The organism is Rufibacter glacialis (assembly GCF_008271745.1).
GTDB lineage: Bacteria > Bacteroidota > Bacteroidia > Cytophagales > Hymenobacteraceae > Nibribacter > Nibribacter glacialis.
The window spans coordinates 300,382-325,011 of the sequence record NZ_VKKZ01000022.1; the positions used below are offsets into that span (position 1 = coordinate 300,382).

Consider the following 24,630-nt stretch of genomic DNA (forward strand, 5'->3'; position numbering starts at 1 on the left):
CAGTATGGTTCGGGATTGGAAATCCCGAACAGCGCCATTCGCAGAATATCTTCCTCAGCCCGTGTAATCAGCCACCAGCATAATCATCTATTAACAAGCGGAATCATTGCCTAAACCCTTGTAAGTAGGCAATCTGCGATCGTGCTTTAATCTGTATATGAGGAACTTCTCAAGGGGATAATCTGTGTTGGATAGGCAGGGCTGGTGTTTTACTTTGCTGCTTCCCTTCATTGTTGCTTTAGGCTCATTTGCTCTTTCCGGCGCGTTTATGCTTTGTTTTTAGTAACTTCATGTTTCAAAATACCCCCAGAAGTGCCATTTGCGCTTTTGCTGAAACTGAACTTAAGATGAACAAACAAACCATAGCCTTTGGCAAGAAACCAGGTTTTCTGGTGATGCTGGCACTGGTAGGCTGTACCTCCACGCAGCCCCAGCAGCCTACTGCCACCGTTCCCACCCCTCCGGCCGTAACCCAAGCACAGCAGGAACCAGAAAATCTGCTGCTGGCGGAATGGACCGGTCCGTACGGCGGGGTACCGGCCTTTGACAAGATGAACCTGGGGGACATCAAGCCTGCCCTGGAAAAAGGCATGGCCTTGCACCTGGCAGACATTGAGGCCATTGTGAATAACCCGGCGGCCCCTACGTTTGAGAATACCATCGTGCCGTATGAGAAAGCAGGGGAGGAGTTAGGCCGGGCCTTCATCTATTACGGTATCTGGGGCAGCAACATGTCGTCGCCGGAGTACCGGAAGATTCAAGCCGAACTGGCGCCTAAAATCTCTGATTTCCGGTCACAGGTCTCGCAGAACCCCAAATTGTTCCAGCGCATCAAGGCCGTGTATGACCATGCGCAGAAATCTCCTCTGCCCACCGACCAGCAGCGCGTGGTGCAGTTGATCTATGAGGAATTCGCGATGGAAGGAGCTGGCCTGAGCCCCGAGGCCAAGCAACGGTACGCGGCCATCAACAAGGAACTGTCCTCGCTGTATACCTCCTTCGGCAACAACGTGCTCGCCGATGAGGAAAGGTACGTGACCTATTTCACCAAGGAGCAGGCCAGCGGGTTACCGGAGTCTTTTTTGAAAGCGGCGGCCAAAGCAGCCGAAGACCACGGGCAGCCAGGCAAATACGCCGTGACCAATACCCGATCCAGCATGGACCAGTTCCTGACCTATGCAGACAACCGGGCGCTGCGCGAGAAAGTCTGGAACACCTATTACTCCCGCGCCGACAACGGAGATGCGAACGACAACAACCAGAACATCGCCAAGATTCTGCAGTTGCGGGATGAGCGGGTGAAACTGCTAGGCTATGACACCTACGCTGATTGGCGCTTGCAGAACCGCATGGCCAAGAACCCGCAGAACGCCATGAACCTGATGAACGCCGTATGGCCGGCAGCCCTGGCCCGGGTAAAGCAGGAGGTGAAAGACATGCAGGCCGTGGCCAATGCCAGCGGTGCCAAGATCACCATTGCCCCCTGGGATTACCGCTACTACGCCGAGAAAGTGCGCAAAAAGAAATACGACCTGGATTCTGACCAAGTGAAGCAGTACCTGGAGCTGGGCAACCTCACGCAGGCCATCTTCTTCACGGCCGGTGAGTTGTTTAATTTCGCCTTTAAACCCGTTCCCGCCGGTTCTGTGCCCGTTTTCCATGAAGACGTGAAAGTGTGGGAAGTAACTGATAAAACCACCGGGGAGCACATAGGCCTTTGGTATTTAGATCCGTTCGCCCGTCCGGGTAAGCGCTCCGGGGCCTGGGCCTCACAGTACCGCAGCTTCTCTACCTTTGACGGCAAGAAAACGGTGCTGGCCTCCAACAACTCCAACTTCATCAAGCCCGCGCCGGGTGAGCCTGTGCTTATTTCCTGGGATGATGCCACCACGTTCTTCCATGAGTTTGGGCACGCCCTCCACTTCCTGGCCTCTAACGTGAAATACCCCACCCTCAACAGCGGCGTGCGGGACTACACCGAGTTCCAGTCGCAGTTGCTGGAGCGCTGGCTGTCCACGGACAAGGTGATCAACCAGTTCCTGAAGCACCACAAAACCGGACAGGTAATGCCGGCAGACCTGGTGGCCAAGATCAAGAAGGCAGCCACTTTCAACCAAGGGTTTGAAACGACTGAGTTCCTGGCCTCGGCTCTGATGGACATGAAGTACCATACGCTTCCAGAACCCGCCGGCATTGACCCCGACAAATTTGAGCGCGAGACGCTGGCGGCCCTGAACATGCCCAAGGAGATTGTGATGCGCCACCGGTCGCCGCACTTCACCCACGTGTTCTCCGGTGAAGGCTACGCCACCGGCTACTATGGTTACCTGTGGGCAGACGTACTCACGGCAGATGCCGCTGAAGCGTTTGAAGAGGCTCCCGGCGGCTTCTATGACAAAGAAGTAGCCGCCAAACTGGTGAAATACCTCTTCGCCCCGCGCAACTCCATGGATCCCGCTGAAGCCTACCGCCTGTTCAGAGGCCGTGACGCCAAGATAGACGCGCTCATGCGTGACCGGGGCTTCCCGGTTCCTAATCAGAAAACCGCTGCACCAAAGACTTCTAAGAAGTAGTTGGGCTCACTGAAATAGAACAGCCTCCTGTGCCTCCGAAAAAAAGGAAGGGCAGGAGGCTTTTTCTATTTGCTTTCTAAAGGCATTTCGTCCCCCTTAGAAGGGGGTAGGGGTTGATAACTCTTTCTGATCATGGCATTCCCGAGAATCTGTCTCTGGTGCTATTTAACATCTGCTTTTCGTTCTTTTACTGCCTTGGTCATCCCCCTACCCCCTTCAAAGGGGGACGAAATGCGTACTTGTTTTAAAATAATTACCTGAGCAAAGGCCGCCTTACAGGGCAGAAGGTCAGGTATTTTCGCTTTCTTTTTCAGAGATCTCCTCCACTCTCTGCAAACTCTCAGAATTGATGCAGTAGCGAAGGCCGGTGGGTTCAGGGCCGTCTGGGAATACGTGGCCCAGGTGCCCGTCGCAGGTGTTGCATTGTACTTCTATGCGCTGCATGTGGTGGCTGTCGTCGAAGTGGTATTGGAGGGCATTTTTGGTGAGGGGGTGGGTAAAACTAGGCCAACCAGAGATGGCGTGGTATTTCTGGGTGGAGTGGAACAAAGGGCTTCCGCAGGCGGCGCAGGCGTACACCCCGGGATCATAAGAACGGCAATAGGCATTCCGGTAGGGCGGTTCCGTTTCTTTCTGCCGTAAGATCCGGTATTGGGCAGGAGTGAGCACCTGCTGCCATTCCGCCTCGGTTTTATCCACCCGCCTGGATGGTTCAGGATTACTGTATTTGGCAAATTTGATCACGTCCAGCCAGCGAAGCATTTCCTTGAATAGGTAAGAGGTAGTAGAAGCAAAAACGGGGGAAGTGGCCGGGTGGTTCCTCTATTCTGGCAGAAAGGGGCCCAGTGCAGCGGCGCTTGCCAAAGAGTGCCAAACCTCTATGCGCTTAGCCAAGGGTTCAGCAGGATTGACTTGGAATAGTTTAAGTCTATATTCTTGAATATAAGGGCGAAACACTCTTGTGAGACTTTTTTTGCTTCCTCTGGAAACCGAACTGCATGGGATAAATACTACTTTTCTTCTGCTTTTTCCGTATGACGCCTGTAGGCCCAAGGATTGCAAGGTCCGTGTCGCCTGCCAGACTTACACGCGCATATGAAATATACCCTTACTTTTCTTCTCTGTTTTTATTGGGTAATGGGGGTGCAGGCCCAGGTGATCACGGCACCTCCCACCATCAAACCCGGTCTTGGCGCCAGAGACGTGCAACTGCAACGCATCAAAGACCGGAAAAAAAGATTGTTCGCTGAAACACCGGGCCGGATAGAACCCGGCAACGCCCACCTCCTGGATACCACTCGCTTCAACAAATACGGCGACTTGCTCCATGATGACCCCGTTTACAACCCGCGCCAGCCTCTCTGGAAACCCGCCGCCCAGGTGGTGGGCGTCAATGCCTTGTTCATGGGGTTCAACCGCTACATTGCCAAGGCCGACTATGGCTACGTGAGCGTTGATTCCTGGAAGAGGAACCTGCGATCTGAACCGGAATGGGATACCGATGAATTTGGCATCAACTTCATTGGGCACCCGTACCAAGGCACCTTGTACTTCAACGCCGCCCGTTCACAGGGGTACAATTACTGGCAGTCATTGCCCTTCGCCGTAGGCGGAAGCCTTACCTGGGAGTACTTCGGGGAAAACACGCTGCCTTCTTACAATGACATGATTTACACGCCGCTAAACGGGGCCGCCCTGGGCGAGATTCTGTATAGGTTGAGCTCCAATATCCTGGATGACCGAACCACCGGCCGGGAAAGGGCGGTGCGGGAGGTAGCGGCCGGTCTGGTGAACCCGGTGCGGGGCCTGAACCGGCTGTTGCAGGGCAAGACCTTCCAGGTCACCAACCGGGAGGTGTATGAGAAGGAACCCATTAACGTCACCCTCTTTGCCGGGGTGCACCGCCAGAACGAACGCCAGGATGAGGTATTCGGGTCCAGTGACACCAAGGCCATGGTGAACGTGCAACTGGACTACGGCAACCCGTTTGAGCTGCAAAAACGCAAACCATTTGACCTCTTCCGGCTGCGCGCCGAATTCAGCAAAGGCGGCGATGACACCTCGGCAGGTACCATCAACAACATCACCGGCTACGGAATCCTCTTCGGCCGCAACTCTTCCCTTGGCAAACTAGACGTGCTCACCGGCCTTTTCCAGTACTATGACTACTGGAACACCCGCAATTTTGACTTGGGTGCCCTGGGGTTCGGTCCCGGTCTTTTCACCCGGTTGCCGCTGAGCAAACAGGTAAGCCTCTACACCAATGCCCACGTGGGCGTGATTCCCCTGGCCGGGAACAGCACCCGCTTTGCCCCAGATGCCAACGGGCTGCGTGACTACGTCTACACCACCGGCCTGCACGGGAAAATTGAGAGCACCCTTAGCCTGGGGCGGCATGCTACCGCTGCCTTTGTGTACTACCACTACTGGCTCAACACGTTTGAAGGCCTGGAAGGCAACAACTCCATTGGCATTGTACGGCCCAGGGTTACGGTGCAGGTGTACAAGAACCTGAGCCTGGGGTACGAACATTTCGGGTACACCACCAACCGGCGTCTGGAGGATTATCCTACCCAACGGGCCGTGATCACGGACCAGAAAATCTTCCTGCAACTCTTCCTCCAGGACCCGCAGCGCAAGGGCCGGTATAATTGATAAAACGGCTGTTCACTGGCAAACACTTTCCTTGTTGACGGCATTAGCCGCTTTGGGCTTGTTTTTAGGGAAAGAGGCCCAAAGCGGCTCAACTTGGGCCAACCCAGAACGGGAAAGAAGAATAGCCGGGTCAGGAGCCATGATTTTGCGGGAAGGCCGGGCTCTTTACCCCAGAAGCCGTACCTTTGGGACACTAATTTGAAGAAGCAGGGCCAAGGACATTGGGAGAACCAAGGCTTGGACCATGGACCGCGCAGAAAGACCATGAAAGTAATAGGCAACGTACTAGACATCACCCCTCAAAGAGACAGCCGCCACCAAGGCGTAGAGGTGCACCTTGACACGGTGGAATACCTGACCAGCAAGAAAGATGGGCGGTACTACCAGGACTTTGAGTACGAGGTGGAGCTGGAAACCCCTTTGGTGCTCACCGGTGACTGCCTGGCCCGCACAGATGCCCGCAAACCCAAAGACGGCGAATACGAGTTCAAGGTATTTGACAAGGTAGGCGAGGAGTACGTGCTGAACCCAGATAAGAAGCTGTACCTCACCCTGGAGTACGACTTTGATGATGATGTCACTATCCTTTCCTCGGCTTATTACTCGGTGACCTTGTCTAATGAGGAGTTCACCAAGTTCAAAACCGAGCAGGAGAAAGAGAAATCGCGCAAGAACTGGAAAGGAAGAAAAAAATCCTGATTGGGTTTTTCAGGTATTTCAGAAAAAAAGGCGTCTTTAACGAGCTATAACTTTTCCGCGGAAAACCTGTTCCCCTAAATATTCCCTTTCCTTAAAAATAAGCCGTGAACATTACTGAAGCTGACCCCTGGGGAATCCTATCCCCGCAAACCCTTTACGAGGATGCTGTCTTCCGGCTTCAGCTAGACAAGCGGCATGGGTTGCTCCTGTGCACGTTTTTCAGGAACCCCACGCCAGAAGAATTCAGGAACAGTTACCGCCTGGCCTTTGACTGTGCCCGGTTGAAAGAAGTAACCCTGTGGCTCACCGACGCCCGAAACATCACCTCTATGCTACCCGACAATCAACGGTGGCTCAAACAGCACATGGCCACTCTGTTCGCTGCTGGGCTCTTGTGCAAATTTGCCATAGTCATGGCCCCGGAATGCTTTGTCATGACTGACCCTCACTAGGTTTATGAGAAACCAATAGCCGAAGAGCCGGCAGCCGGTCCGGTCAAAGTGCATTTTGAGGTGACCACCGCCCTTGCCTGGCTTTTTACGGAATAACGCATCCTAGCCCTTTTCGCCTTACCTTTGCCTGCCAGGCATCTACCCGGCCTTTGCCGCTGATGCCCGCCGGTGATGTTCCGTGCCTAACGGCCGCGGAAAGTTTTTGACAGACCATGAAGGAAGTAACTATGAGTCATACTGAACCTGACCTGAGAACCGTGCATGTGGTGCGGTACGTTACCCCGCTGCGCGAAGGGGGCTCGCTGCCCGCTATCGTAGAAGCCGATGACGGATTCTTTTACGTACTCAAGTTCAGGGGAGCGGGGCAGGGTGTGAAAGCGCTGATTGCTGAACTGGTGGCCGGAGAGATAGCCCGGGTACTGGGCTTGAAGATCCCGGAGATCGTCTTCGCCCACCTGGATGTGAGCTTTGGCCGGGCAGAACCCGATGAGGAAATCCAGGACCTGCTGCAGTTCAGTACAGGCCTGAACCTGGGCCTCCACTACCTGTCTGGTGCCATCACCTTTGATTCCCTGGTAACCACCGTGGAGCCGCTGCTGGCCTCGCAGATTGTGTGGCTGGACTGCCTCATCACCAACGTAGACCGTACCGCCCGCAATACCAACATGCTCATGTGGCACAAGGAACTCTGGCTTATAGACCATGGGGCAGCCTTTTATTTCCACCATTCCTGGCAGAACTGGCAGGAGCAGGCCAAGCGGCCGTTCGTGCAGGTCAAAGACCATGTGCTGCTGCCGCAAGCCACCCAGTTAGAGGAGGTAGACGCCGCCTTCAAAGCCTTGCTCACGCCCGCGCAGATCCAGGCCATTGTGGCGTTGATCCCAGAGGATTGGCTGACCGGCGACTCTCCTTTTGCCTCTGCCCAGGAACACCGCCAGGCTTACGCCCTGTTTTTGGAGACCCGCCTGAACCATACAGAAATTTTCATCAAAGAAGCGCAGCATGCAAGAAAAGCACTTATTTGAGTACGCCACGCTGCGGGTGGTTCCCTGCGTTGAACGCGAGGAGTTCCTCAACGTGGGTGTCATTCTGTACTGCCCCGCGCAAGGATTCCTGAAAACGGTTTTCCATTTGAACCAGGACCGCCTAAAAGCTTTCTCCGCCAGGGTAGACCTGCCAGAACTGGAGGAGCGGCTGAAGGTGTTCTCCACCATCTGCACCGGAGGCAAAGCTGGGGGCACCATTGGTAGGTTGCCTATTGCCTCGCGTTTCAGGTGGCTTACCGCCACCCGAAGCACCATTGTGCAGTCCTCAGCGGTTCACCCGGGTTTATGCACCAATGCCCAGGAAACCCTGGACCGGTTGTTTGCCCAAATGGTAAGCTAAGGCTGCCCCGGGCAGTCGGGGAAGTAGCCTTGGATTATAGAAAAAGGCCTCTTGGTTCTTGTTCCTATCTGGGGTTGAATTCCTGGAGGCTGGCAGGGGAGAGAGCTTGCTTTGTTTTAGGCCTGGTTTTCATAAAAAGCCGCTGAAACACGCAGGAGCGATTAGACAGCTCAAGAAGGAATTACTAGCCCTCGGGCCGTGTTACTGGTGCAGAAGGAGGTGGCCAAAGAGCCAAATACTGACAACGGCTTATGGCGCCTCATCACAAAGAAAACCCCTGAAAATGACCGAAGAGGAATTTGACGCCCATTTCGCGCAGACCCTGGATGCTGTCTTGGTTTCCTTAGCCGAGAGCCCAGACGTGGACCTGGAGAAGTTCTACACCATGACCTGCTTTATGGAGAACCTCCGGTTCTTCAGCCCGGTGCTGTATAGCGCCCTCAAAGAGCAGCACAAACCCTAGTTTAATGGGTGATTTTTAAAAAGTAACCCATTTTCAACAATACCCCGTCAACAGGTATCTGTAGTCTGAAGGTTAAATAAAAAAGGGATTGGTGGCCACGTCTAGCAGACGTGGCCACCAATCCCTTTTTTATAGGGCCGCAGAAGCCGGTTAAGCGGTGAAGGCTACCGGGTTTTCTGCTAAAGCTGGTTATTCTTTTTCAACAAGCTTCACATTGATGGCATTCAGGCCTTTCAGCCCTTTCTCTACCTCAAAGGTTACTTTGTCGTTTTCCTGCACGGTAGTGGTCAAAGCATTCTGGTGCACAAAGATGCTTTCCTGCGAGTCATGGTCTTTGATGAACCCGTACCCTTTGGAAGTGTTGAAGAAGGTGATGGTCCCTTTCCGGATCAGGTCGGCTGGGTCTGGTTCGGCCTGTCTGGAGATCCCAATCTGGATGTCTTCCTGGTTGATCACCAGTTTCTTTTTGTTAGGATCCGGGGGCGTAGAGGTGATGTTCCCGTTGTCATCCACGTAGGCCAGCATCTCATCAATGCCTTTGCCTTTGCTAGAAGTGGCGGTGCGCTCCTCCTTCTTCTGTTCCTTGTCTTGGCGTTTCTTTAATTTTTTCTTCTCCTTTTCTTTTTTACTGAAGGTTTCTTGTGATCTACCCATTATGTGTTATTGATCTTTGTTGGTAATACGAGTGATGGTGAATAGTAGGCCGGCAGTGCCGGTAGCGGGGCCTTACCTGAATAAGAAGTTGGTCCCGTTGCGGATCCATTTCTCAAAGAAGGTGTTGTCATTGAATTCGCCGGAAACCAATTCTGCTTCGGCATTTCCTTCTTTAGAACGCGTATTCATAAAATTAGGAAGGGAATCCTGATTGTTAGGAACCCAATCCTGTCCTTTTTTCAAAGCGATACATAGATACTCACGTGTTTCAGTGTCTACTAGATATTTTCTGTTCATGCCATTAATTTTGGTGGTCCTGCCAGGCAGAGCCGAGGTTAAAAAAGACAGGGAAAACCCTGCCGGTTAGAATAAAAAAGCCTTACAAGTCGTAAGGCTTTTTTATTCTTCTATATACTAGACGCGTTTAACATTAACCGCGTTTACTCCTTTTTTACCTTCTTCAAGATCAAAAGTTACTTCGTCGTTCTCTCTGATTTCTTCAGTAATCCCAGAAACGTGTACAAAATACTCCTGTCCCGAGTTTGATTCTTTAATGAAGCCGAAACCTTTCTGCTCATTGAAGAATTTTACCTTTCCATTGTTCATGCGTGCTGCGTTAGTATACATCTACTACACCAGGGGCAGTAGATACGTTCATTATTTCGTACAATGTACAATAAAAAGTTTACAATCTAGCAAGAAAAGCTTAATAACTTATAAAATATCCAAAATTTAGGAAAATAAATTTTTGGCCTAAGTAGCACTTTGCCAGGTTTGCCCTGAATAGACAACGGGACCTTTGCCAAGGGGGTAAGTTGTTGGGCAAGAGGGCAAGTAAGAAAGGAAATAGACGCTGATGCTCACGTCTTGCTTCTTCAGCGGCTGGCTTTTAACCTGGATGGCGTGGCGCGTTTCATCTATAAGGGGCAGGAAGTCCTTTCTTCTGACGTTCCATGTCACCGAGGTAATTACATCCACCTGTGGCGGCTTACTGGCCTTTCCCCTTAAAGGGATGACGGTACCGGCTGCGGCAGGGCATCTTGCTGGGCCAGGACCGGAAGCCAGGAGAATTGTTGGCAAAGGCGCCGCATGTTCTCCGGCAACGCCGCCTTGATCTCTATGGATTCGCCGGTAAACGGATGTTCAAATTGTAGGGAGGCTGCGTGCAGCAACAAACTCTGGCTCCGCAGTTCCTCTAAAAACATGCGGTTGTGCCGCCAGTCGCCGTGCTTCTTGTCGCCAATGATGTAGTGCCGGAGGTGCGCGAAATGCTTGCGTAACTGGTGCATGCGGCCGGTTTCTGGCTTGATTTTCACCAAACTGTAGCGGGCGGTTTGGTAGGGGCCCACCGGAATGGGTAGTTCCACCGTGGCCAGCCGTTTGAAATGGGTGATGGCCTCCTGGGCATCTTTGTGCTGGTGGTCTTTGTCTGGCCTGATGGGGCTGTCAATGGTACCTTCTTCGGGCGCATAGCCCCGCACCACCGCGAAATAGGTTTTATCTGGCTGGCGGTCAGAGAAGGCTTTCACCACGGGAGCGGTGGCCTCTGCCGACTTGGCGAATAATAACACGCCAGAGGTGCCCCGGTCCAAGCGGTGCAGGGGAAACAGGCGGTAGCCTAACTGATCGCGCAGGATCTGGAGGGCGAATTCTTTTTTCTCTTCGGCAATGCGCGTGCGGTGCACCAGTAACCCATTGGGTTTGTTAATGGCCACATAGTGCGCGTCTTCAAATATTATCTCTAGCACGTTCTTTTACCGTTTTGGGCCCTATTTACCCAACCTGGGACCCTGCTGCCCGGAAGGAGAGCTTTGTTGAAGGAGGGAGGGGCTGTTTCTGGTAAAGGCAATCCTTGCCCGTTAATTATCTGCGTCAATGTAGTATTGCAGGTTCTCTTTGGTGATGATGTCCAGCGGCAGGTATTTGATAGGCTGGTTCTTCTTCTGGAAGACCAGGTGGTCTGCCAGGGCGTAGATTCCATAGTACCCTTGCCCTTTTGGGTTCTGGTTGATCAGGAAATCAATGGTACCGTTCTCCAGGTAATGCAGGTTCTTTTCAATCAGGTCGTACCCAATGAGGCAAATGCCCTCCACCTTTTTCCGGTGCAGGTATTCGGCAATCATGTTGGCCTTGGAGGTAGTCACGAAAATGCCCTTCACCTGCGGGTTTTTCTGCAGGACCTCTTCCAGCTGCCCGGCAACCGCGGCCGAAGAATTGCCCTGGAAATCGATGGGCAGCACCTGGTGCTCTTTCTCCAGGTGGTGCTGGAAAAAGTAGTCTTTGAACCCCTGTTCCTTGTGCAAAAGGTGGGAGGAGTTCTGGATGTCTTCGCCTATATGGGCCACCACAAAGGTGCCTTTCTCTTTGCTGCCATAGTGCAGGAGTTTGCCCGCCAGAAAACCACTCTGGTAAGAGTCCTGCCCAATGTACATGAGCGGCTCATAGTCGGGGATGTGGGTGTTGAACAGCACAAATGGGACGCCCTTCTGTTTCCATTGCCTGAAATAGCCCAATGACTGCCGATAGAAGATGGGGGCAATCAAGATCCCGTCAAATTTGGTTGCGTCAAGGGTATCTGCGGTTTTGGAGAAGGAGTTGGCATCAAAAGGGTCAAAGATGAACTGGGTGACCATGATGCCGTACTGCTTCAGCTCGCCTTCGGCTTTCTCTACGCCATCTTTGGGAGATTGCCAGTACCCGTCAATAGAAGGGTCTGGGATAAGGGCCGCCAGGCGGAAGGATTTGTTTTTGACCAGGGCCCGGGCCAGGAGGTTGGGCTTGTAGTTGAGTTCCTTGGCTATTTTAAGAACCCGCAGACGCACGTCATCGGCCACCCTTCCGCGGTCATGCAACACCCGGTCTACGGTTCCCGTGGAGACCTTCGCTTTTTCGGCGATGTCTTTGATCCTTACCATTCTATCTGCGTTGCCCGTTTTCATATCGTTCAATTATCATCTTGCTTCCAAGTATAAAAGGCCTGGAACTCCTGGTACTTTTTCTATCTGTCTGTTCAGGGAGAAGCGGCAGTGGGAAGTGCTCTCTTCAAGGGTAGGCCAAGGATTTGAGGGCTCTTTGCGTCCTCCCAGAGCCGCAGAAATCTCTGAAGGTAAAGGTACGCCAATATTTATTTTTTTAAACACAGCCAGTCCCGGTAAACCTTCCCGTGCAGGAACCCATGGTGTTTACGGCTTATTCTTGTAAAAAAAGCGGATAACTGCGTAGTAGAAAGTCAGCCATTTAGCCAAAAAGGAAGCAGCCTGCCCAACCTCGGCAGGTCGGGCAGGCGCTCCTCGCATGGAACAATGGGAACACTGGGAAATGATAGAGCAGGAGTGTCCTATTAGGAGAAAGGGTAGAAGGACTGTCCTCAAAAGCGTTGCCCCAGACTTTCACCTGGGGCAACGGTAACCGGAATTCCTTTTGGGCGCGCAGGAAAGATCCAGAACGGAGTTACTTGATGATCACGTTGGTGGTTCCTCCACCGGCCAACGAGAGGTTGACAGGGGCATTGGTTTGCCAGGCCCCCACGGTAAAGTCAGGCACGTCTATGGAATTGGAGCGGTTGGCCACCGACCACTCACTCAGCAAGCCCACTGCGGTCCAGGAGGCGGCATCGTATACGTCCTGGTCCAGGGGCAGGCCATTGCGCAGGCAGTCAATGAGGCGCCAGTCCATCATGAAGTCCATGCCGCCGTGACCCCCTATCTTTTTGGCCATTTCGCCTATCTTTCTCACTATATCTGGGGTGTACTGCTCCTCCAGTTTCTTCACCTCCTCTTTTGACAGCCAGCTATGGCCCGTGGCGATCTTCTGCTCCGGCCACTTGCGGGCAATGCCTTTGGTGCCGCTCACCAGGTGAATCCGGGAGTAGGGGCGGGGCGAAGTCACGTCATGCTGGATCATCATGGTCTTCCCTTTCTTGGTGCGGATGGTGGTGGTGTTCATGTTGCCCCGATAGGTATCCTGCACGAACGGCTTGTAGAAGGGATCAGAAGCTGCGAGTTTCTGAGCTTCCTCGTACATCATGAAGTCATCGGTCTGCACGGCCGTCAGGTAATCCATCACGTCGCCGCGGTTGATGTTCATGACCTGGCAGATGGGGCCCAAGCCGTGGGTAGGGTACAGGTTGCCGTTGCGGGTCATGTTCTCTCTGAGGCGCCACATGTTCTGGTACCCGTTCTTCTTGTCAAAGTTGAGGTCCACCAACTGGTGGATGTAGGCGCCTTCGCCGTGTACGATCTCCCCGAAGAACCCTTGGCGGGCCATGTTCAGGGTGAGGATCTCAAAGAAGTCATAGCAGCAGTTCTCCAGCATCATGCAGTGCTTTTTGGTGCGCTCAGACGTTTCCACCAGTTGCCAGCACTCTTCAATAGTAGTGGCGGCGGGCACCTCGGTGGCCGCGTGCTTGCCGTGCTCCATGGCGTACACCGCCTGCGGCGTGTGCAGGTGCCAGGGGGTGGTGATGTAGATCAGGTCTATGTCATCGCGTTCGCACATCTCTTTCCAGGAATCTTCCTTGCCGGAGTAAAGGGTGGGGTTGTGGGCAAAGCCTTCGTCCTGAAGTTTCTTCTTCACACTTTCGGCCCGCTCCGGTAACAGGTCGCACAGGGCCTTGATCTCCACGCCCTCAATGCGGCTCAGGCGGTACACCGCCCCGGGCCCGCGCATGCCCAGTCCTACAAACCCAATGCGCACCTTATCAAGTTTAGGGGCCTGGTAGCCGCTCATATTAAAGCGTTGGGTGTACTTCCGTTTGGCCTGTTTCTCAATCTGTGACAGCTTGGAGGCCTGCTCTGCCGTGGCACAGCCACTCAAGAGACCAGAGCTGGCCAGGCCCAGGCCGGCCAGGCCGGAAATCTTAAGGAAATCTCTGCGGTTGTTTTTCATGATTTCTCGTGTTGATAGGATGTGGTTTGTGGTTTGGTGCTGATGGAGTTTGCAGATGATCAGGGGAAAAGAAGCGCCGGTGATGTGCGCCAGGTGTTTCCGTTCCGATGTTGTGTTTTCAGGTTGTTTTTACAGAACTCAGGCAAAAAGGAGTTTACCGAAGAACTGGGGCAGGTGGAAGTTGGGCTGGGGAGCCTTCACCGTGTTCCAGGTCAGGTAATGGGGTTCAGGCAGTTCATCACCGCACTTGTAGAAATTCACCTTGGCCGGCACCCCTTCAAACGAAGGCAGGCGGTGGGCCGTGAACACCTCTGACGGGATGGCAACGGTTAGTTCCCACCGAACCCTCGGCGACTGCCGCGGATCTACCTTCAACGAAGACCAGGTCTTGATCTTGGCTAAGGTGCTTTCTGGTAATAAGGTGCGGTCTTCCCGGCCCGGGCCGAAGCCTGCTCTACAGGTACCCAGGCAATTGAACTCCAGGTTGTAGTAAGAAGATTCGCCTTGGAAGGCGATGAAGAACTCCACACAACTGTCTTTGTAGACAGGACTGTTGGTACGGCGGTGCCGCGCCCGGACAGAGCGCTCCTGCACGTAGTATTTGAGGAAGAGGCAGTCTCTGTTGTAGGCCATGGAAAAGGTGACGTCTGGTTTGGCCAGCGCATCTGGCCAGGGCATCTCCGCCACCGGGTGCCTAGGCAGCGCATCCAGCTCCTGGGTTAGCAACTGGATAGGGCCTTGGAGAAACAAATGGGGGATCTGGGGTATTTGCAGGATTTTCATACGCTTAGCTTTGGCCTTGGGCAGTGAGGCGACAGTTTTGAGCCGTTTTTTGGATAATGGCCCCTAAATGCTCCTGTTTTTCTTCCAGGAGCTGCACCAGCCTGAATTGCGCCCGAGCCCGTTGCAGGTTATGGCCGGGGTGTTTGATTTTATAGTAGGTGTCACCGCCCAGGTAATCGGTCAGGAAGCGGAGCCCCATGATGAAGGGCAGGAGGGTGACGCCCATGGTCAAGGATTCAATCTCCTTTTCTGTTAGAAAGGTGCCAGCCTCTTGTAAGTACCCTTTGGTAAAGGCCTCAAACAAAGGCAGGTTCACCTGTATTTTGGCCAGGTCTTCCTCGTCCTCGGGGGCGGCGTTCACGGTGGTCCGGATGGCGTCTCCAAAATCATAGGCCACGTAGCCCGGCATCACGGTGTCCAGGTCAATCACGCATTGGGCCAGGTCCTGGGCGTTTAGCAACACGTTGTTGAACTTGGTGTCATTGTGGGTAACCCGAAGGGGAAGTTTGCCTTCCTGGCCCAGGGTAAGGATGCCCAGCATGGTCTCGGCCCGTTCCTGCACGAAAGCTATCTCAGCGGCGGTTTCCTGGGCCCGGCCTTCATGGTTGTGCACCAAGGCCAGGTCAAAGAGCCGAAGCCTGCTCTGGAGGTTGTGGAAATGCGGGATGGTCTCGTGCAGCAACCCAGGTTCCAGGTCTACCAAAAGCGCCTGAAACCGGCCAAAGGCGCGGCCTCCTTCAAATGCCTGCTGCTCTGTCTCTACCAGATCATAGCTGCGGGTGTTCTGGAGGAAAAGGAACATGCGCCAGAAATTTCCGTCGCCGTCTTGGTAGAAGGCCTGGTTCTGGCGGGTGGGGAGCAGTGTCAGAACTTCCTCTGCCGGGTTGGCTTCGGGTGTGGCGGCCAGCTTATTCCGGAGGTGGGCCGTCACCAGCAGGATATTCTCCATCAAGGCGGGCACATCTTTGAATACGTGGTGGTTCACGCGTTGCAGAAGGTAATCAGGGGAGGTGGACTCCGCGGTTTTAACCCAGTAAGTATCATGGATATGGCCGGACCCGAAGGGCTCTATTCCGGCCACGGTCCCTGCCGTGGCGAATTTTGCCAGCACCTCTGTTAAGGTCTGGGCGGCGGCGTTGCAGGTGTCTTTCATATAGAGTTGGCAGAATGGGTCTCCCGAAGGTTTTGAGGATAGGTGCCTTCGTGCACCAGGCGTTGGAGGTTGCGCATGACCACCGCTTTGTCATCTGGGTAAGTCACCCCGAACCATTTTTCCGGAGTCTCCAGCACTTTCACCTGGGCTCTTCCGGTTTTGACGGCGTGGTCTACAACCGCCGGTAAATAGAATTCCGCATTAGGATTGGTGCTGTTCTCCTCCAGGAATTCCTTCAGCCCCTGTTCAAAAAGAGGAAACACAGACGGCTTAAAAACCATCAGGTTCATGGAGACAAGCTCCTGCCCGGTAAGTTGCAGCGGTTCCTGGTCTGGGTTCTGCGCCTCAATACCATCTCCTGTTTTGATGATATGCGTTTGCTCGGTGACGGCCTCTAAATATCCCTCCTCGTCTAGCTGGCACAGACCTCGGGAGACGGCCCCATGCTCTGACAAGGTGTTCTCCAGCTTGAAACCTATCAGGCCATACTCAGTCTCACTCGTACTGTGCCGCAGGAAATCTACCACCAGTCCAAAAGACCGGTAGCCGTAGAAATCATCGCCGTTGATGACAGCAAATGGGCCCTGGATATGGGAGGAAGCTACCCAAACCGCGTGGCCGGTGCCCCAGGGTTTGATCCGGTTTTCAGGAACTTGGTAGCCCGCGGGCAAATGGTCCAGTTCCTGCGTCACATAGAAGAGGTTGTCCAGGGTGGGGAACTGGTGGCGCATAGCGCCCTCAAATTCCTCCCGGATAGATTCCCGGATCACAAAGACGATCTTGCCGAAGCCAGCCTTGAGGGCGTCATGAACAGAGTAATCAATAATGGTTTCGCCATGGGGGCCAAAACTGTCTAACTGCTTCAGGCTCCCATAGCGGGTCGCCATGCCGGCAGCCAGGACAAGTAAGGTGGGGGTGGTGCGCATGTTGGGTCAGGTAAGACGATTATCCTAAGGATCTAGAAAACTCAAACTTTTTGAAAGGAGTCTCAAAGACTAAACCCACTGGAGAAAGAAATATCGGTTGCCAGTGGTGAGGAGTAAAGTTAAAAAACGAATAGAAAAAAACTAAACAAAAGATGACAATGTTTACGAACACGCAAAGGTTCTGTTCGTAAACGCACTCCCTGTGAAATAGGAGGAGGAACCTTTTTAGTCCAAGGAGGGATAGGTTGTTTAAAGACAGTTTTTTAAGAAATGACCCGGAAACACCTTCTCCTTGAAACTAATGGGCAATTACGTTTAAGGAGATGTATCAATCCTCTGGAGATGGATTTTCATTACCCAATCCTTTATTTCCTCCTTGTCGTGATAGGCTTATTCCTTAGCCGAGAATTTTACTATAACCTCCCCTTAATCTACGGAATCAAACTTTTTTTACGTTGAGAAACTTTTAAAAGAGATATTTCCTGATGGCCGTCCGTCCGTCTTCCCCCAAAAAAGCAAATACCCGAGAAAAGGGCGTGTTTTTCCAAAAACAGCCGAAAACCTTCTTTGAAAAGGGCCAGCATTAAAGTCTAATTCTTTTTGCGGCTTGCGAATAAAATATATATTTGTGTGCACGATCACGCTAAAAAGCACACATTTGCCCGGTTTATTAGTCTGCGCCTATCTAGAAGGAGTTTTTGGTGTTTATACATTTCCCTTTATAGACCTAAAACCACCGCTATAGGAGCGGGCAATCCAATTTCAACTTACCCAGGTAAAATTGCTTTGGGAAAGTGAAGGGGTAAGGGCTTGAGACAGAGGAAATGGCAGGGGAGGTACAAAGAAGCGAAGAGGAACAATTGCTTCTAGGATAGAAGGACCATCAAAGAATCTATACCATCATCTGAGGAAACCAGTATGAAAAGAATTGCCTCCAGCTTGTTTGCGCTGCTCTTGACGGGAGCTTCCGCGGCCTTTGCCCAGCAAGGCCAGGAAAAGAACTATGTATTGATAAAGCCGGAAGACTCCATGGCGGAGATCATCAAGAAGGCGGCCCATGTGGTGCCTTCGCCCCGGCAGTTGAAGTGGCAGCAGCTGGAATTGACGGCTTTTTTCCATTTTGGCGTGAATACGTTCACCAACCGCGAGTGGGGCACCGGCAAAGAAGACCCCAAGATTTTCAACCCCTCGCAACTGGATGCCCGCCAGTGGGTACGCGTGGCCAAGGAGGCGGGGATCAAACAAGTGATTTTGACGGCCAAGCACCACGACGGTTTCTGCCTGTGGCCCACCGCCACTACGGACCATTCGGTGAAAAGCAGCCCCTGGAAAGGCGGCAAGGGTGACCTGGTCAAAGAGGTGGCCGAGGCCTGCAAGGAGTACGGCATCGGGTTTGGGGTCTACCTTTCCCCCTGGGACATGAACTCGCCGGTGTACGGCACCGAGGCCTACAATGACTTGTTTATTGCCCAACTCACCGAACTCCTGACCCAATACGGCCCCATTGAAGAAGTGTGGTTTGATGGCGCCAACGGCGAAGGACCAAACGGCAAGAAACAGGTGTATGATTTTGAGCGGTGGTACCAGCACATCCGCAAGCTACAACCGGCCGCCACCATTGCAGTCATGGGCCCAGATATCCGTTGGGTAGGTACCGAGACCGGTTACGGCCGCGAAACAGAGTGGAGTGTGGTGCCGGCCAATAACCTGGACCAAACGGCCACGGCGGCAAATTCGCAGCAGGGCCTGGCTTTTAAACCCCAGGGCGACATGCGCGGCACCGTGCTGGGCGGGCGTGAGCAAATCAGGAACGCCACGGGCCTGGTATGGTACCCCGCGGAGACCGACGTGTCCATTCGGCCGGGTTGGTTCCACCACCCGAAGGAAGACCAGAGCGTGAAAACCCCTGAGAAACTCCTGGACATCTACTACAGCTCAGTAGGGCGCAACAGTGTGCTGCTGCTCAACCTGCCCCCAGATACACGGGGCCTGATCCACGAGGCCGACGTGAAGAACCTCCAGGGCTGGAAGCGCCTGCGTGACGAGACGTTTAAGGTAAACTATGCCCAAAAAGCCAAGATCAAGGCCGCGGGCGGCAAAAACCTGAATGCAATCCTGGACGGCAAGTACAATACCTATTTCACCACTTCCTCAGAAAAAGACACCACGGCCGTCATAGAACTGCAACTAAAAGGCCAGCAGACCTTTGATGTATTAATGCTGCAAGAAAATATTGCAGTAGGCCAGCGCATTGAATCCTTTGTCCTGGAGTATTTGGATGGACAGACCTGGAAAAAAGCCACCGAAGGCACTACCGTAGGCTATAAGCGGCTTCTGCGCTTTAACCCAGTCACCGCCAGTAAAGTACGGTTGCGGATTCTTTCGTCTCGGCTGAACCCAACCCTATCTGAGTTTGGGCTTTATCAGAACGCCTTGCTGAAGGAAGGGAAACCTAGCCTGGGCCAGTAGCTCTTTTTAAACTGTCTACCTGTCCATAAACCCATGTGTGTCTGTTTGCCCCCAACTAGTTTCTGATGAGTAAATTCCTAAAGGTCCTTTTCTTATGCTTTCTGCCGTTCCTAGGCTTTTCCCAAACCAGGGTGAGCATCATTCCGCAACCAGTTAGCTTGCAGGTGCAGGAAGGTGTGTTTGTGATAGACGGGGAAACTTCCATCAGGCTGGAGAACAATGAAAAAATTCTGAAACCCGCCGCCCAGTTTCTGAACGCTTACCTCACGCAGGTGGCCGGGCTGGAGTTGCCTATCAAAAACCGCAAAGGAAAGACCGTCTCGTTTGCCTTGGAGAAAATAGAAGAGATTGGGGAAGAAGGGTACCTGTTAGACGTGACGCCCACCGGCATCCGGCTCCGGGCCAACACCAAGGCCGGGATCGTGTACGGCATTCAATCGCTGATCCAGACCCTTCCCGCGGTGCGCACGAACGCTGTTTTAGCAGTGCCAGCCATGGCGATCAAAGATTATCCCCGGCTCCAGTACCGGGGCATGCACCTGGACGTAAGCCGCCATTTCTTCTCGCCTGCCGTGGTGAAGCAGTACCTTGACCTCATGGCCAGCTACAAGATGAACACCTTCCACTGGCATCTGGTAGATGACCAGGGCTGGCGTCTGGAGATCAAGAAATACCCCCGCCTCACCAGCGTAGGCGCCTGGCGCGTAGACCAGAACGACAAAGTATGGAGCGACCGACCCCAGGCCAAAGAGGGCGAGGTGCCTACCTACGGCGGTTATTACACCCAGGCGCAGGTAAAGGAGATTGTACAGTATGCCGCCCAGCGGAACGTAACCGTGGTACCCGAGATTGAGATGCCCGGCCACGTGGCCTCAGCCATTGCGGCCTACCCACACCTGAGCTGCGCCCAGAAACCGCAACTGCCGCTCACCGGCGGAAACTACACCGGCATCTCAGCTAATTACTGCCCCGGCAACGAAGAGGTCTTCACCTTTCTGGAAGAGGTTTTGACGGAGGTGGTGGCGTTGTTTCCTGGACAGTACGTGCACATTGGCGGGGATGAGGTAGACAAATCAGGGTGGAAGAGATGCCCCCGCTGCCAGGCCCGCATGGCTTCAGAGAACCTGAAAAACGTGGAAGAGCTCCAAAGCTACTTCATCCGGAGGATGGAGAAGTACCTGGCCTCCAAGAACCGCCGCATCATTGGCTGGGACGAGATCCTGGAGGGTGGGCTGGCACCTCAGGCCACCGTCATGAGCTGGCGGGGCGAGACCGGCGGCATTGAGGCAGCCAAGATGAAGCATGACATGATCATGACGCCCGGCAACCCCGTGTACTTTGACCATTACCAGGCTGGCCCCGAGGGCGAACCCCTGGCCATTGGCGGGTTCAACACCCTCAAGAAGGTCTATGAATACGAACCCATCCCCAAAGAACTGACTCCCGAGGAGGCAAAGCATGTTTTGGGTGCCCAAGCCAACGTCTGGACGGAGTACATCACCACCGCGGAGCACTTGGAGTACATGGTGCTGCCGCGCATGCTGGCGCTGGCCGAGGTGGTGTGGTCACCGAAGGAAAGCAAGGACTGGGTAAGCTTCAACCAACGCCTGCAAAAGCATTTCCGGGGCTTTGAACAGAGAGGCCTCCAGTACTCCCCGGGCAATTACACGGTAGAGATCACCCCATTGTCGGAGGCCGGGAAACTGCGGGTGCAACTCGCCTCAGATGTGGTGCACGGCGCCACCATCCATTTTACCACAGACGGCTCTGAACCTACCACCCAAAGCCCGCAGTACACCCAGCCGCTCAAGATTGATTCATCAGTGGTGATAAAGGCGGTTTCTGTGATGAACGGGAAAGTGATGGGCCTGAAAGCCGCCGAGCAAGCCTTCTCCGTGCACCAAGCCGTGGGGAAAGACGTGCAGTACGTGAACCCCGTGAATCGCCATTACCCCGCCAACGGCCCCAATTCCCTCACCGATGGGGTACGGGCGAAGCACGCGGTAGGCAAATACTGGCACGGCTTCAACGGCCGCGACCTGGTGGCCACCATAGACCTGGGCGCGGAGAAAACCGTGCGCAGCATCACCCTGGGTTGCCTCCAACACTACCGCGACTGGATTTTCCTGCCTACCGCCGTGACGTTTGAGGTGTCAGCCGATGGCCAGAGCTTCAAGGAGGTGCAAACAGTGGGGCACACCATCTCCGCAGACGAGCAGCAATCAACTATCCATGACTTCAAAGCTAGCTTCCCGGCCCGCAAGGCCAGGTATGTTCGCGTGACGGCTAAGGCCTTACCGGCCTGCCCCAAAGGACACAGCGGGGAAGGGCAACCCACGTGGCTTTTCGCGGATGAGATCATGGTGCAGTAAATCGGCCTGGGCCGAAAAAGGAAGTCGTTTAGAGGACGTTTTTTGCAAAGTAAGCCAAAAACTGCTACTACTTAAGAAAGTAAGAAAAGCGGATAGTTTTCCAGAAAAAGGAGAAAAACAGAGGCTTTGGATAACCGGAAAAACGACAATCGTCCTGGACGAAAAAGGCCTGTTTTGGTAAAAGGAAGGAAGAAACGTGGCCGGTGATTTGCCCACTAAAATGGCGTTTCAGAGCCGGTTTCTGAAAAAGGCGGGCAAAATAGAAACGCGGGGTTGCTCCAGTTCTAGCCGCTAAGAGGAACACAGAAGATAATTCAACCAAGCAAAAAGCCTAGGGGCTACTACATTCCCCAAGGCAGGAGCAACATATAAACTAAATTCAATTTTTAACACAACCCTCATCACATGAAATTGACCCTGAGCAAAAAGATGGTTGGCCTGGTGACCGCGTGTGCCTTGACTTTCCTGTCGGCCCCGTATTCGGTGGCCACCGGACAGGAGAAGGCGCCGCAACAGGCTATCTCCATTATTCCCCAGCCCGTGAAGTTGAGTCGCCAAAGCGGTAGCTTCGCCCTGACCAAAGACACCAAGATTTTTGTGGATGCCAAAAATGAGCAGCTTCGCAAGATAGGGGAGCAGTTGGCCGGCAGTTTCAAGGAAATGACCGGTATCCAGCCGGCCATCGTGCAGAAAGCACCGGACAAGAACGCCACCAACAGTATCTTCCTGACCCTTAAAACCCCGGTAGATACGCTGGGCGAGGAAGGCTATACCCTTAAAGTGCAGCCAGAGCGCGTGGTGTTGGCCGCCAAAACGCCTAATGGCTTATTCCTGGGCACCCAGACCATCCGGCAGTTGCTTCCCGCGCAGCCTACCACTTCCCCGGTAACCCTGCCCGCCCTGGAAGTGGTAGACAAACCCCGCTTCAGCTGGCGCGGCATGCACCTAGACGTGGCCCGTCACTTTTTCCCGGTGGAGTTTGTGAAGCGCTACATAGATTACCTGGCCATGCACAAGATGAACACCTTCCACTGGCATTTGACCGAAGACCAGGGCTGGCGCATTGAGATCAAGAAATACCCAAAGCTGACCCAGGTAGGCGGCTGGCGCGATGGTACCCTGATTGGGCACTACAGCAAGCAGCCGCACCAGTTCTCCACTGAGCGCCACGGCGGTTTCTATACCCAGGAGCAGATCAAAGAGGTGGTGAAATATGCCCAAGACCGCTATATCACGGTTGTTCCTGAGATTGAGATGCCCGGCCACGCGCTGGCCGCCCTCACCGCCTACCCAGAGCTTTCCTGCACCGGCGGGCCGTTTGAGGTAGAAAAGAAGTGGGGGGTGTTTGACGACGTGTTCTGCGCCGGCAACGAGAAAACCTTCACTTTTCTGGAAGACATCATGACCGAGGTGATGGCGCTGTTCCCCAGCAAGATCGTGCACATAGGGGGTGATGAGTCGCCTAAGACCCGTTGGGAAAAATGCCCTAAATGCCAGAAGCGCATCAAAGACCAAGGCTTGAAAGACGAGCATGAACTACAGAGCTACTTCATCCAGCGCATGGAGAAATTCATGAACGCTAGAGGCAGAACCATTATTGGCTGGGACGAGATCCTGGAAGGTGGCCTTGCCCCGAATGCCTACGTGATGTCCTGGAGAGGTACCGAGGGAGGCATTGCCGCCGCCAAACAGAAGCACTACGTGGTCATGACCCCGGGCTCACACGTGTACTTTGACCACTACCAGGGAGAACCTGGTCTGGAGCCAATAGCCATTGGCGGCCTCACCACTCTGGAGAAGGTGTACTCCTTTGAGCCTATCCCTTCCGTGCTGTCCGCTGACGAGAAGAAATACATCTTGGGCGCCCAAGCCAACGTCTGGACGGAGTACATCCCCACCACCCAGCAGGTGGAGTACATGATCTTCCCGCGTATGTCGGCTTTGTCTGAAGTGCTTTGGACGCCGGTGGCCAGGAAAGACTGGAATGATTTCCAGAACCGCATGCAACAGCAGTACAGACGCTACGCCACCATGGGCGTGAACTACGCCAAAAGCACGTTCAACGTGAAGCAGCAGATCAAAGTAGACCCTACCAAAGCCGCTGCTACGGTGACCCTGGCTACAGATGCCCTTGGCCCCCAGATCTACTACACCCTGGACGGATCTGCGCCTTCGCCAAAGGCGAATGCCTACACTGGGCCTTTCAACCTGGTGCAGTCCGCTGAAGTGAAAGCCGCCTCTTTCCAGGATGGCGTGCAGATGGGCAAGGTGAGCACGAAGAAGGTAGACATGCACAAGGCTTTTGGGCAAACCGTGAATCTGACCCACGCCCCGCACCGCACCTATACCGCCGCTGGCCCCTTGACGCTGGTAGACGGTCAGCAGGCTGCCAACAGCTTCACCAACGGTCAGTGGCTCGGTTTCCTGGGTACCGATGTGGAAGCCGTGATTGACCTGAAAGGGAAACAACGCATCAACAGCATCTCCAGCTCTTACCTGCAAACCAAAAACGACGGCATCCATCTTCCGGCCCGCGTGGAATACGCCATCTCTAAAGACGGTAAGAAATACAAGACGGTGAAAGTGTTCAGCGAAATAGCTGACAAACCGGGTGTGTTCAAAGAGGAACTGGTAGCCGAGGTGCCTAACAAAAAAGCCCGCTACGTGAAAGTGACTGCCCAAAACGGCCGCTCAGGCGCCAAGCCCGAGGAGAAGAAAGGCTGGTTATTCACTGACGAGATCATTGTGAAATAATCCGTTGCCCTTGCCAGAAAGCCTTTCTACCCCTAACCTGTTTCTTTGAGGCAGAATAGGTTTCAGGGCCCATTTTTAAAAATGGGCCTGTAAACCGGAACGGCTTTTACTCTTAGAATCGCCTGCCTATACCAATGGATTGGCAGGCGATTCTACCAATAGATCCAACCCAAGTTCTTACGTAGGAAAGCCCTACACCACTGCTCCTGGATCAAGCAGTGACCTACTGGTTCAAACGGGAAAATTTGGGCCCAAGGAATACCATCAGAAAAAAGGAATAAAGTAACCCCGCCTTTAAAGAGGGATGGGCCACCTGTAGCTGCACCCTTGAAAGAGGCCGTTACCCAAAATTAAATACTTAATCAGAACCGGTGCATCTTCTGTAGGAAGGTGACCCACATTGG

Annotated in this window: 19 protein-coding genes; 10 read left to right on the forward strand and 9 right to left on the reverse strand. The window is 53.6% G+C overall.

Annotation, left to right across the window (positions count from 1 at the left end; translation table 11 throughout):
* Positions 1-347 precede the first annotated feature (347 nt).
* The gene (locus FOE74_RS15085; RefSeq protein WP_149099455.1) at positions 348-2,573 is read left to right on the forward strand and encodes a M3 family metallopeptidase; all 2,226 of its coding nucleotides are present in this window, start codon (positions 348-350) and stop codon (positions 2,571-2,573) included.
* 288 nt (positions 2,574-2,861) lie between these two features.
* On the opposite strand, the gene msrB is transcribed toward FOE74_RS15085, so the two are convergent.
* Positions 2,862-3,335, reverse strand: coding sequence for a peptide-methionine (R)-S-oxide reductase MsrB (msrB, locus tag FOE74_RS15090; protein WP_149099456.1), 474 nt, complete (start codon positions 3,333-3,335; stop codon positions 2,862-2,864).
* A gap of 333 nt (positions 3,336-3,668) precedes the next feature.
* Here msrB and FOE74_RS15095 point away from each other — a divergent pair, with 333 nt between their 5' ends.
* The 6 genes from FOE74_RS15095 to FOE74_RS15120 all read left to right on the forward strand — a co-directional run bounded on the left by FOE74_RS15095 (position 3,669) and on the right by FOE74_RS15120 (position 8,228).
* Positions 3,669-5,228, forward strand: coding sequence for a DUF3943 domain-containing protein (locus FOE74_RS15095; RefSeq protein WP_149099457.1), 1,560 nt, complete (start codon positions 3,669-3,671; stop codon positions 5,226-5,228).
* A 264-nt stretch (positions 5,229-5,492) separates the two neighbouring features.
* On the forward strand, positions 5,493-5,927 hold the full coding sequence (locus FOE74_RS15100; RefSeq protein WP_149099458.1) for a hypothetical protein: 435 nt from the start codon (positions 5,493-5,495) through the stop codon (positions 5,925-5,927).
* Between the two features lie 104 nt (positions 5,928-6,031).
* The gene (locus tag FOE74_RS15105; RefSeq protein WP_149099459.1) at positions 6,032-6,379 is read left to right on the forward strand and encodes a hypothetical protein; all 348 of its coding nucleotides are present in this window, start codon (positions 6,032-6,034) and stop codon (positions 6,377-6,379) included.
* A gap of 227 nt (positions 6,380-6,606) precedes the next feature.
* Positions 6,607-7,404: a HipA family kinase gene (locus FOE74_RS15110; protein ID WP_149099460.1), complete on the forward strand. Its 798-nt coding sequence runs from the start codon at positions 6,607-6,609 to the stop codon at positions 7,402-7,404.
* Entirely contained in the window at positions 7,382-7,765 is a 384-nt protein-coding gene (locus tag FOE74_RS15115) for a DUF3037 domain-containing protein (protein ID WP_149099461.1), read from the forward strand. The genes FOE74_RS15110 and FOE74_RS15115 overlap by 23 nt, the downstream gene beginning before the upstream one ends.
* Positions 7,766-8,048: 283 nt before the next feature.
* The gene (locus tag FOE74_RS15120; protein ID WP_149099462.1) at positions 8,049-8,228 is read left to right on the forward strand and encodes a hypothetical protein; all 180 of its coding nucleotides are present in this window, start codon (positions 8,049-8,051) and stop codon (positions 8,226-8,228) included.
* Positions 8,229-8,417: 189 nt separating this feature from the next.
* On the opposite strand, the gene FOE74_RS15125 is transcribed toward FOE74_RS15120, so the two are convergent.
* The 8 genes from FOE74_RS15125 to FOE74_RS15165 all read right to left on the reverse strand — a co-directional run bounded on the left by FOE74_RS15125 (position 8,418) and on the right by FOE74_RS15165 (position 16,631).
* On the reverse strand, positions 8,418-8,882 hold the full coding sequence (locus FOE74_RS15125; RefSeq protein WP_149099463.1) for a cold-shock protein: 465 nt from the start codon (positions 8,880-8,882) through the stop codon (positions 8,418-8,420).
* Positions 8,883-9,296: 414 nt separating this feature from the next.
* Positions 9,297-9,488 carry a cold-shock protein gene (locus FOE74_RS15135; RefSeq protein ID WP_149099465.1) on the reverse strand — a complete coding sequence of 64 codons (192 nt, stop codon included), beginning with the start codon at positions 9,486-9,488 and terminating at the stop codon, positions 9,297-9,299.
* Between the two features lie 398 nt (positions 9,489-9,886).
* Positions 9,887-10,630, reverse strand: a complete 744-nt coding sequence (locus tag FOE74_RS15140; RefSeq protein WP_149099466.1) for a pseudouridine synthase — start codon at positions 10,628-10,630, stop codon at positions 9,887-9,889.
* Between the two features lie 111 nt (positions 10,631-10,741).
* Positions 10,742-11,821 carry a LacI family DNA-binding transcriptional regulator gene (locus tag FOE74_RS15145; protein ID WP_149099467.1) on the reverse strand — a complete coding sequence of 360 codons (1,080 nt, stop codon included), beginning with the start codon at positions 11,819-11,821 and terminating at the stop codon, positions 10,742-10,744.
* 511 nt (positions 11,822-12,332) lie between these two features.
* Positions 12,333-13,769, reverse strand: a complete 1,437-nt coding sequence (locus FOE74_RS15150; RefSeq protein WP_149099468.1) for a Gfo/Idh/MocA family oxidoreductase — start codon at positions 13,767-13,769, stop codon at positions 12,333-12,335.
* Between the two features lie 138 nt (positions 13,770-13,907).
* Positions 13,908-14,552 carry a carbohydrate-binding family 9-like protein gene (locus FOE74_RS15155; RefSeq protein ID WP_149099469.1) on the reverse strand — a complete coding sequence of 215 codons (645 nt, stop codon included), beginning with the start codon at positions 14,550-14,552 and terminating at the stop codon, positions 13,908-13,910.
* Between the two features lie 4 nt (positions 14,553-14,556).
* Positions 14,557-15,705 (reverse strand): phosphotransferase enzyme family protein, encoded by a 1,149-nt coding sequence (locus FOE74_RS15160; RefSeq protein ID WP_149099470.1) that lies wholly within the window; start codon positions 15,703-15,705, stop codon positions 14,557-14,559.
* Positions 15,702-16,631 carry a sugar phosphate nucleotidyltransferase gene (locus tag FOE74_RS15165; RefSeq protein WP_149099471.1) on the reverse strand — a complete coding sequence of 310 codons (930 nt, stop codon included), beginning with the start codon at positions 16,629-16,631 and terminating at the stop codon, positions 15,702-15,704. The genes FOE74_RS15160 and FOE74_RS15165 overlap by 4 nt, the downstream gene beginning before the upstream one ends.
* Positions 16,632-17,549: 918 nt before the next feature.
* On the opposite strand from FOE74_RS15165, the gene FOE74_RS15170 reads away from it, so the two are divergent.
* From FOE74_RS15170 to FOE74_RS15180, 3 genes are all read left to right on the forward strand, one after another.
* Complete coding sequence (locus FOE74_RS15170) at positions 17,550-19,100, forward strand: alpha-L-fucosidase (RefSeq protein WP_149099472.1); 1,551 nt, start codon at positions 17,550-17,552, stop codon at positions 19,098-19,100.
* Positions 19,101-19,231: 131 nt separating this feature from the next.
* Positions 19,232-21,472: a glycoside hydrolase family 20 protein gene (locus FOE74_RS15175; RefSeq protein WP_225840837.1), complete on the forward strand. Its 2,241-nt coding sequence runs from the start codon at positions 19,232-19,234 to the stop codon at positions 21,470-21,472.
* A 405-nt stretch (positions 21,473-21,877) separates the two neighbouring features.
* Positions 21,878-24,226, forward strand: coding sequence for a glycoside hydrolase family 20 protein (locus tag FOE74_RS15180; RefSeq protein ID WP_225840838.1), 2,349 nt, complete (start codon positions 21,878-21,880; stop codon positions 24,224-24,226).
* Positions 24,227-24,630: the final 404 nt, after the last annotated feature.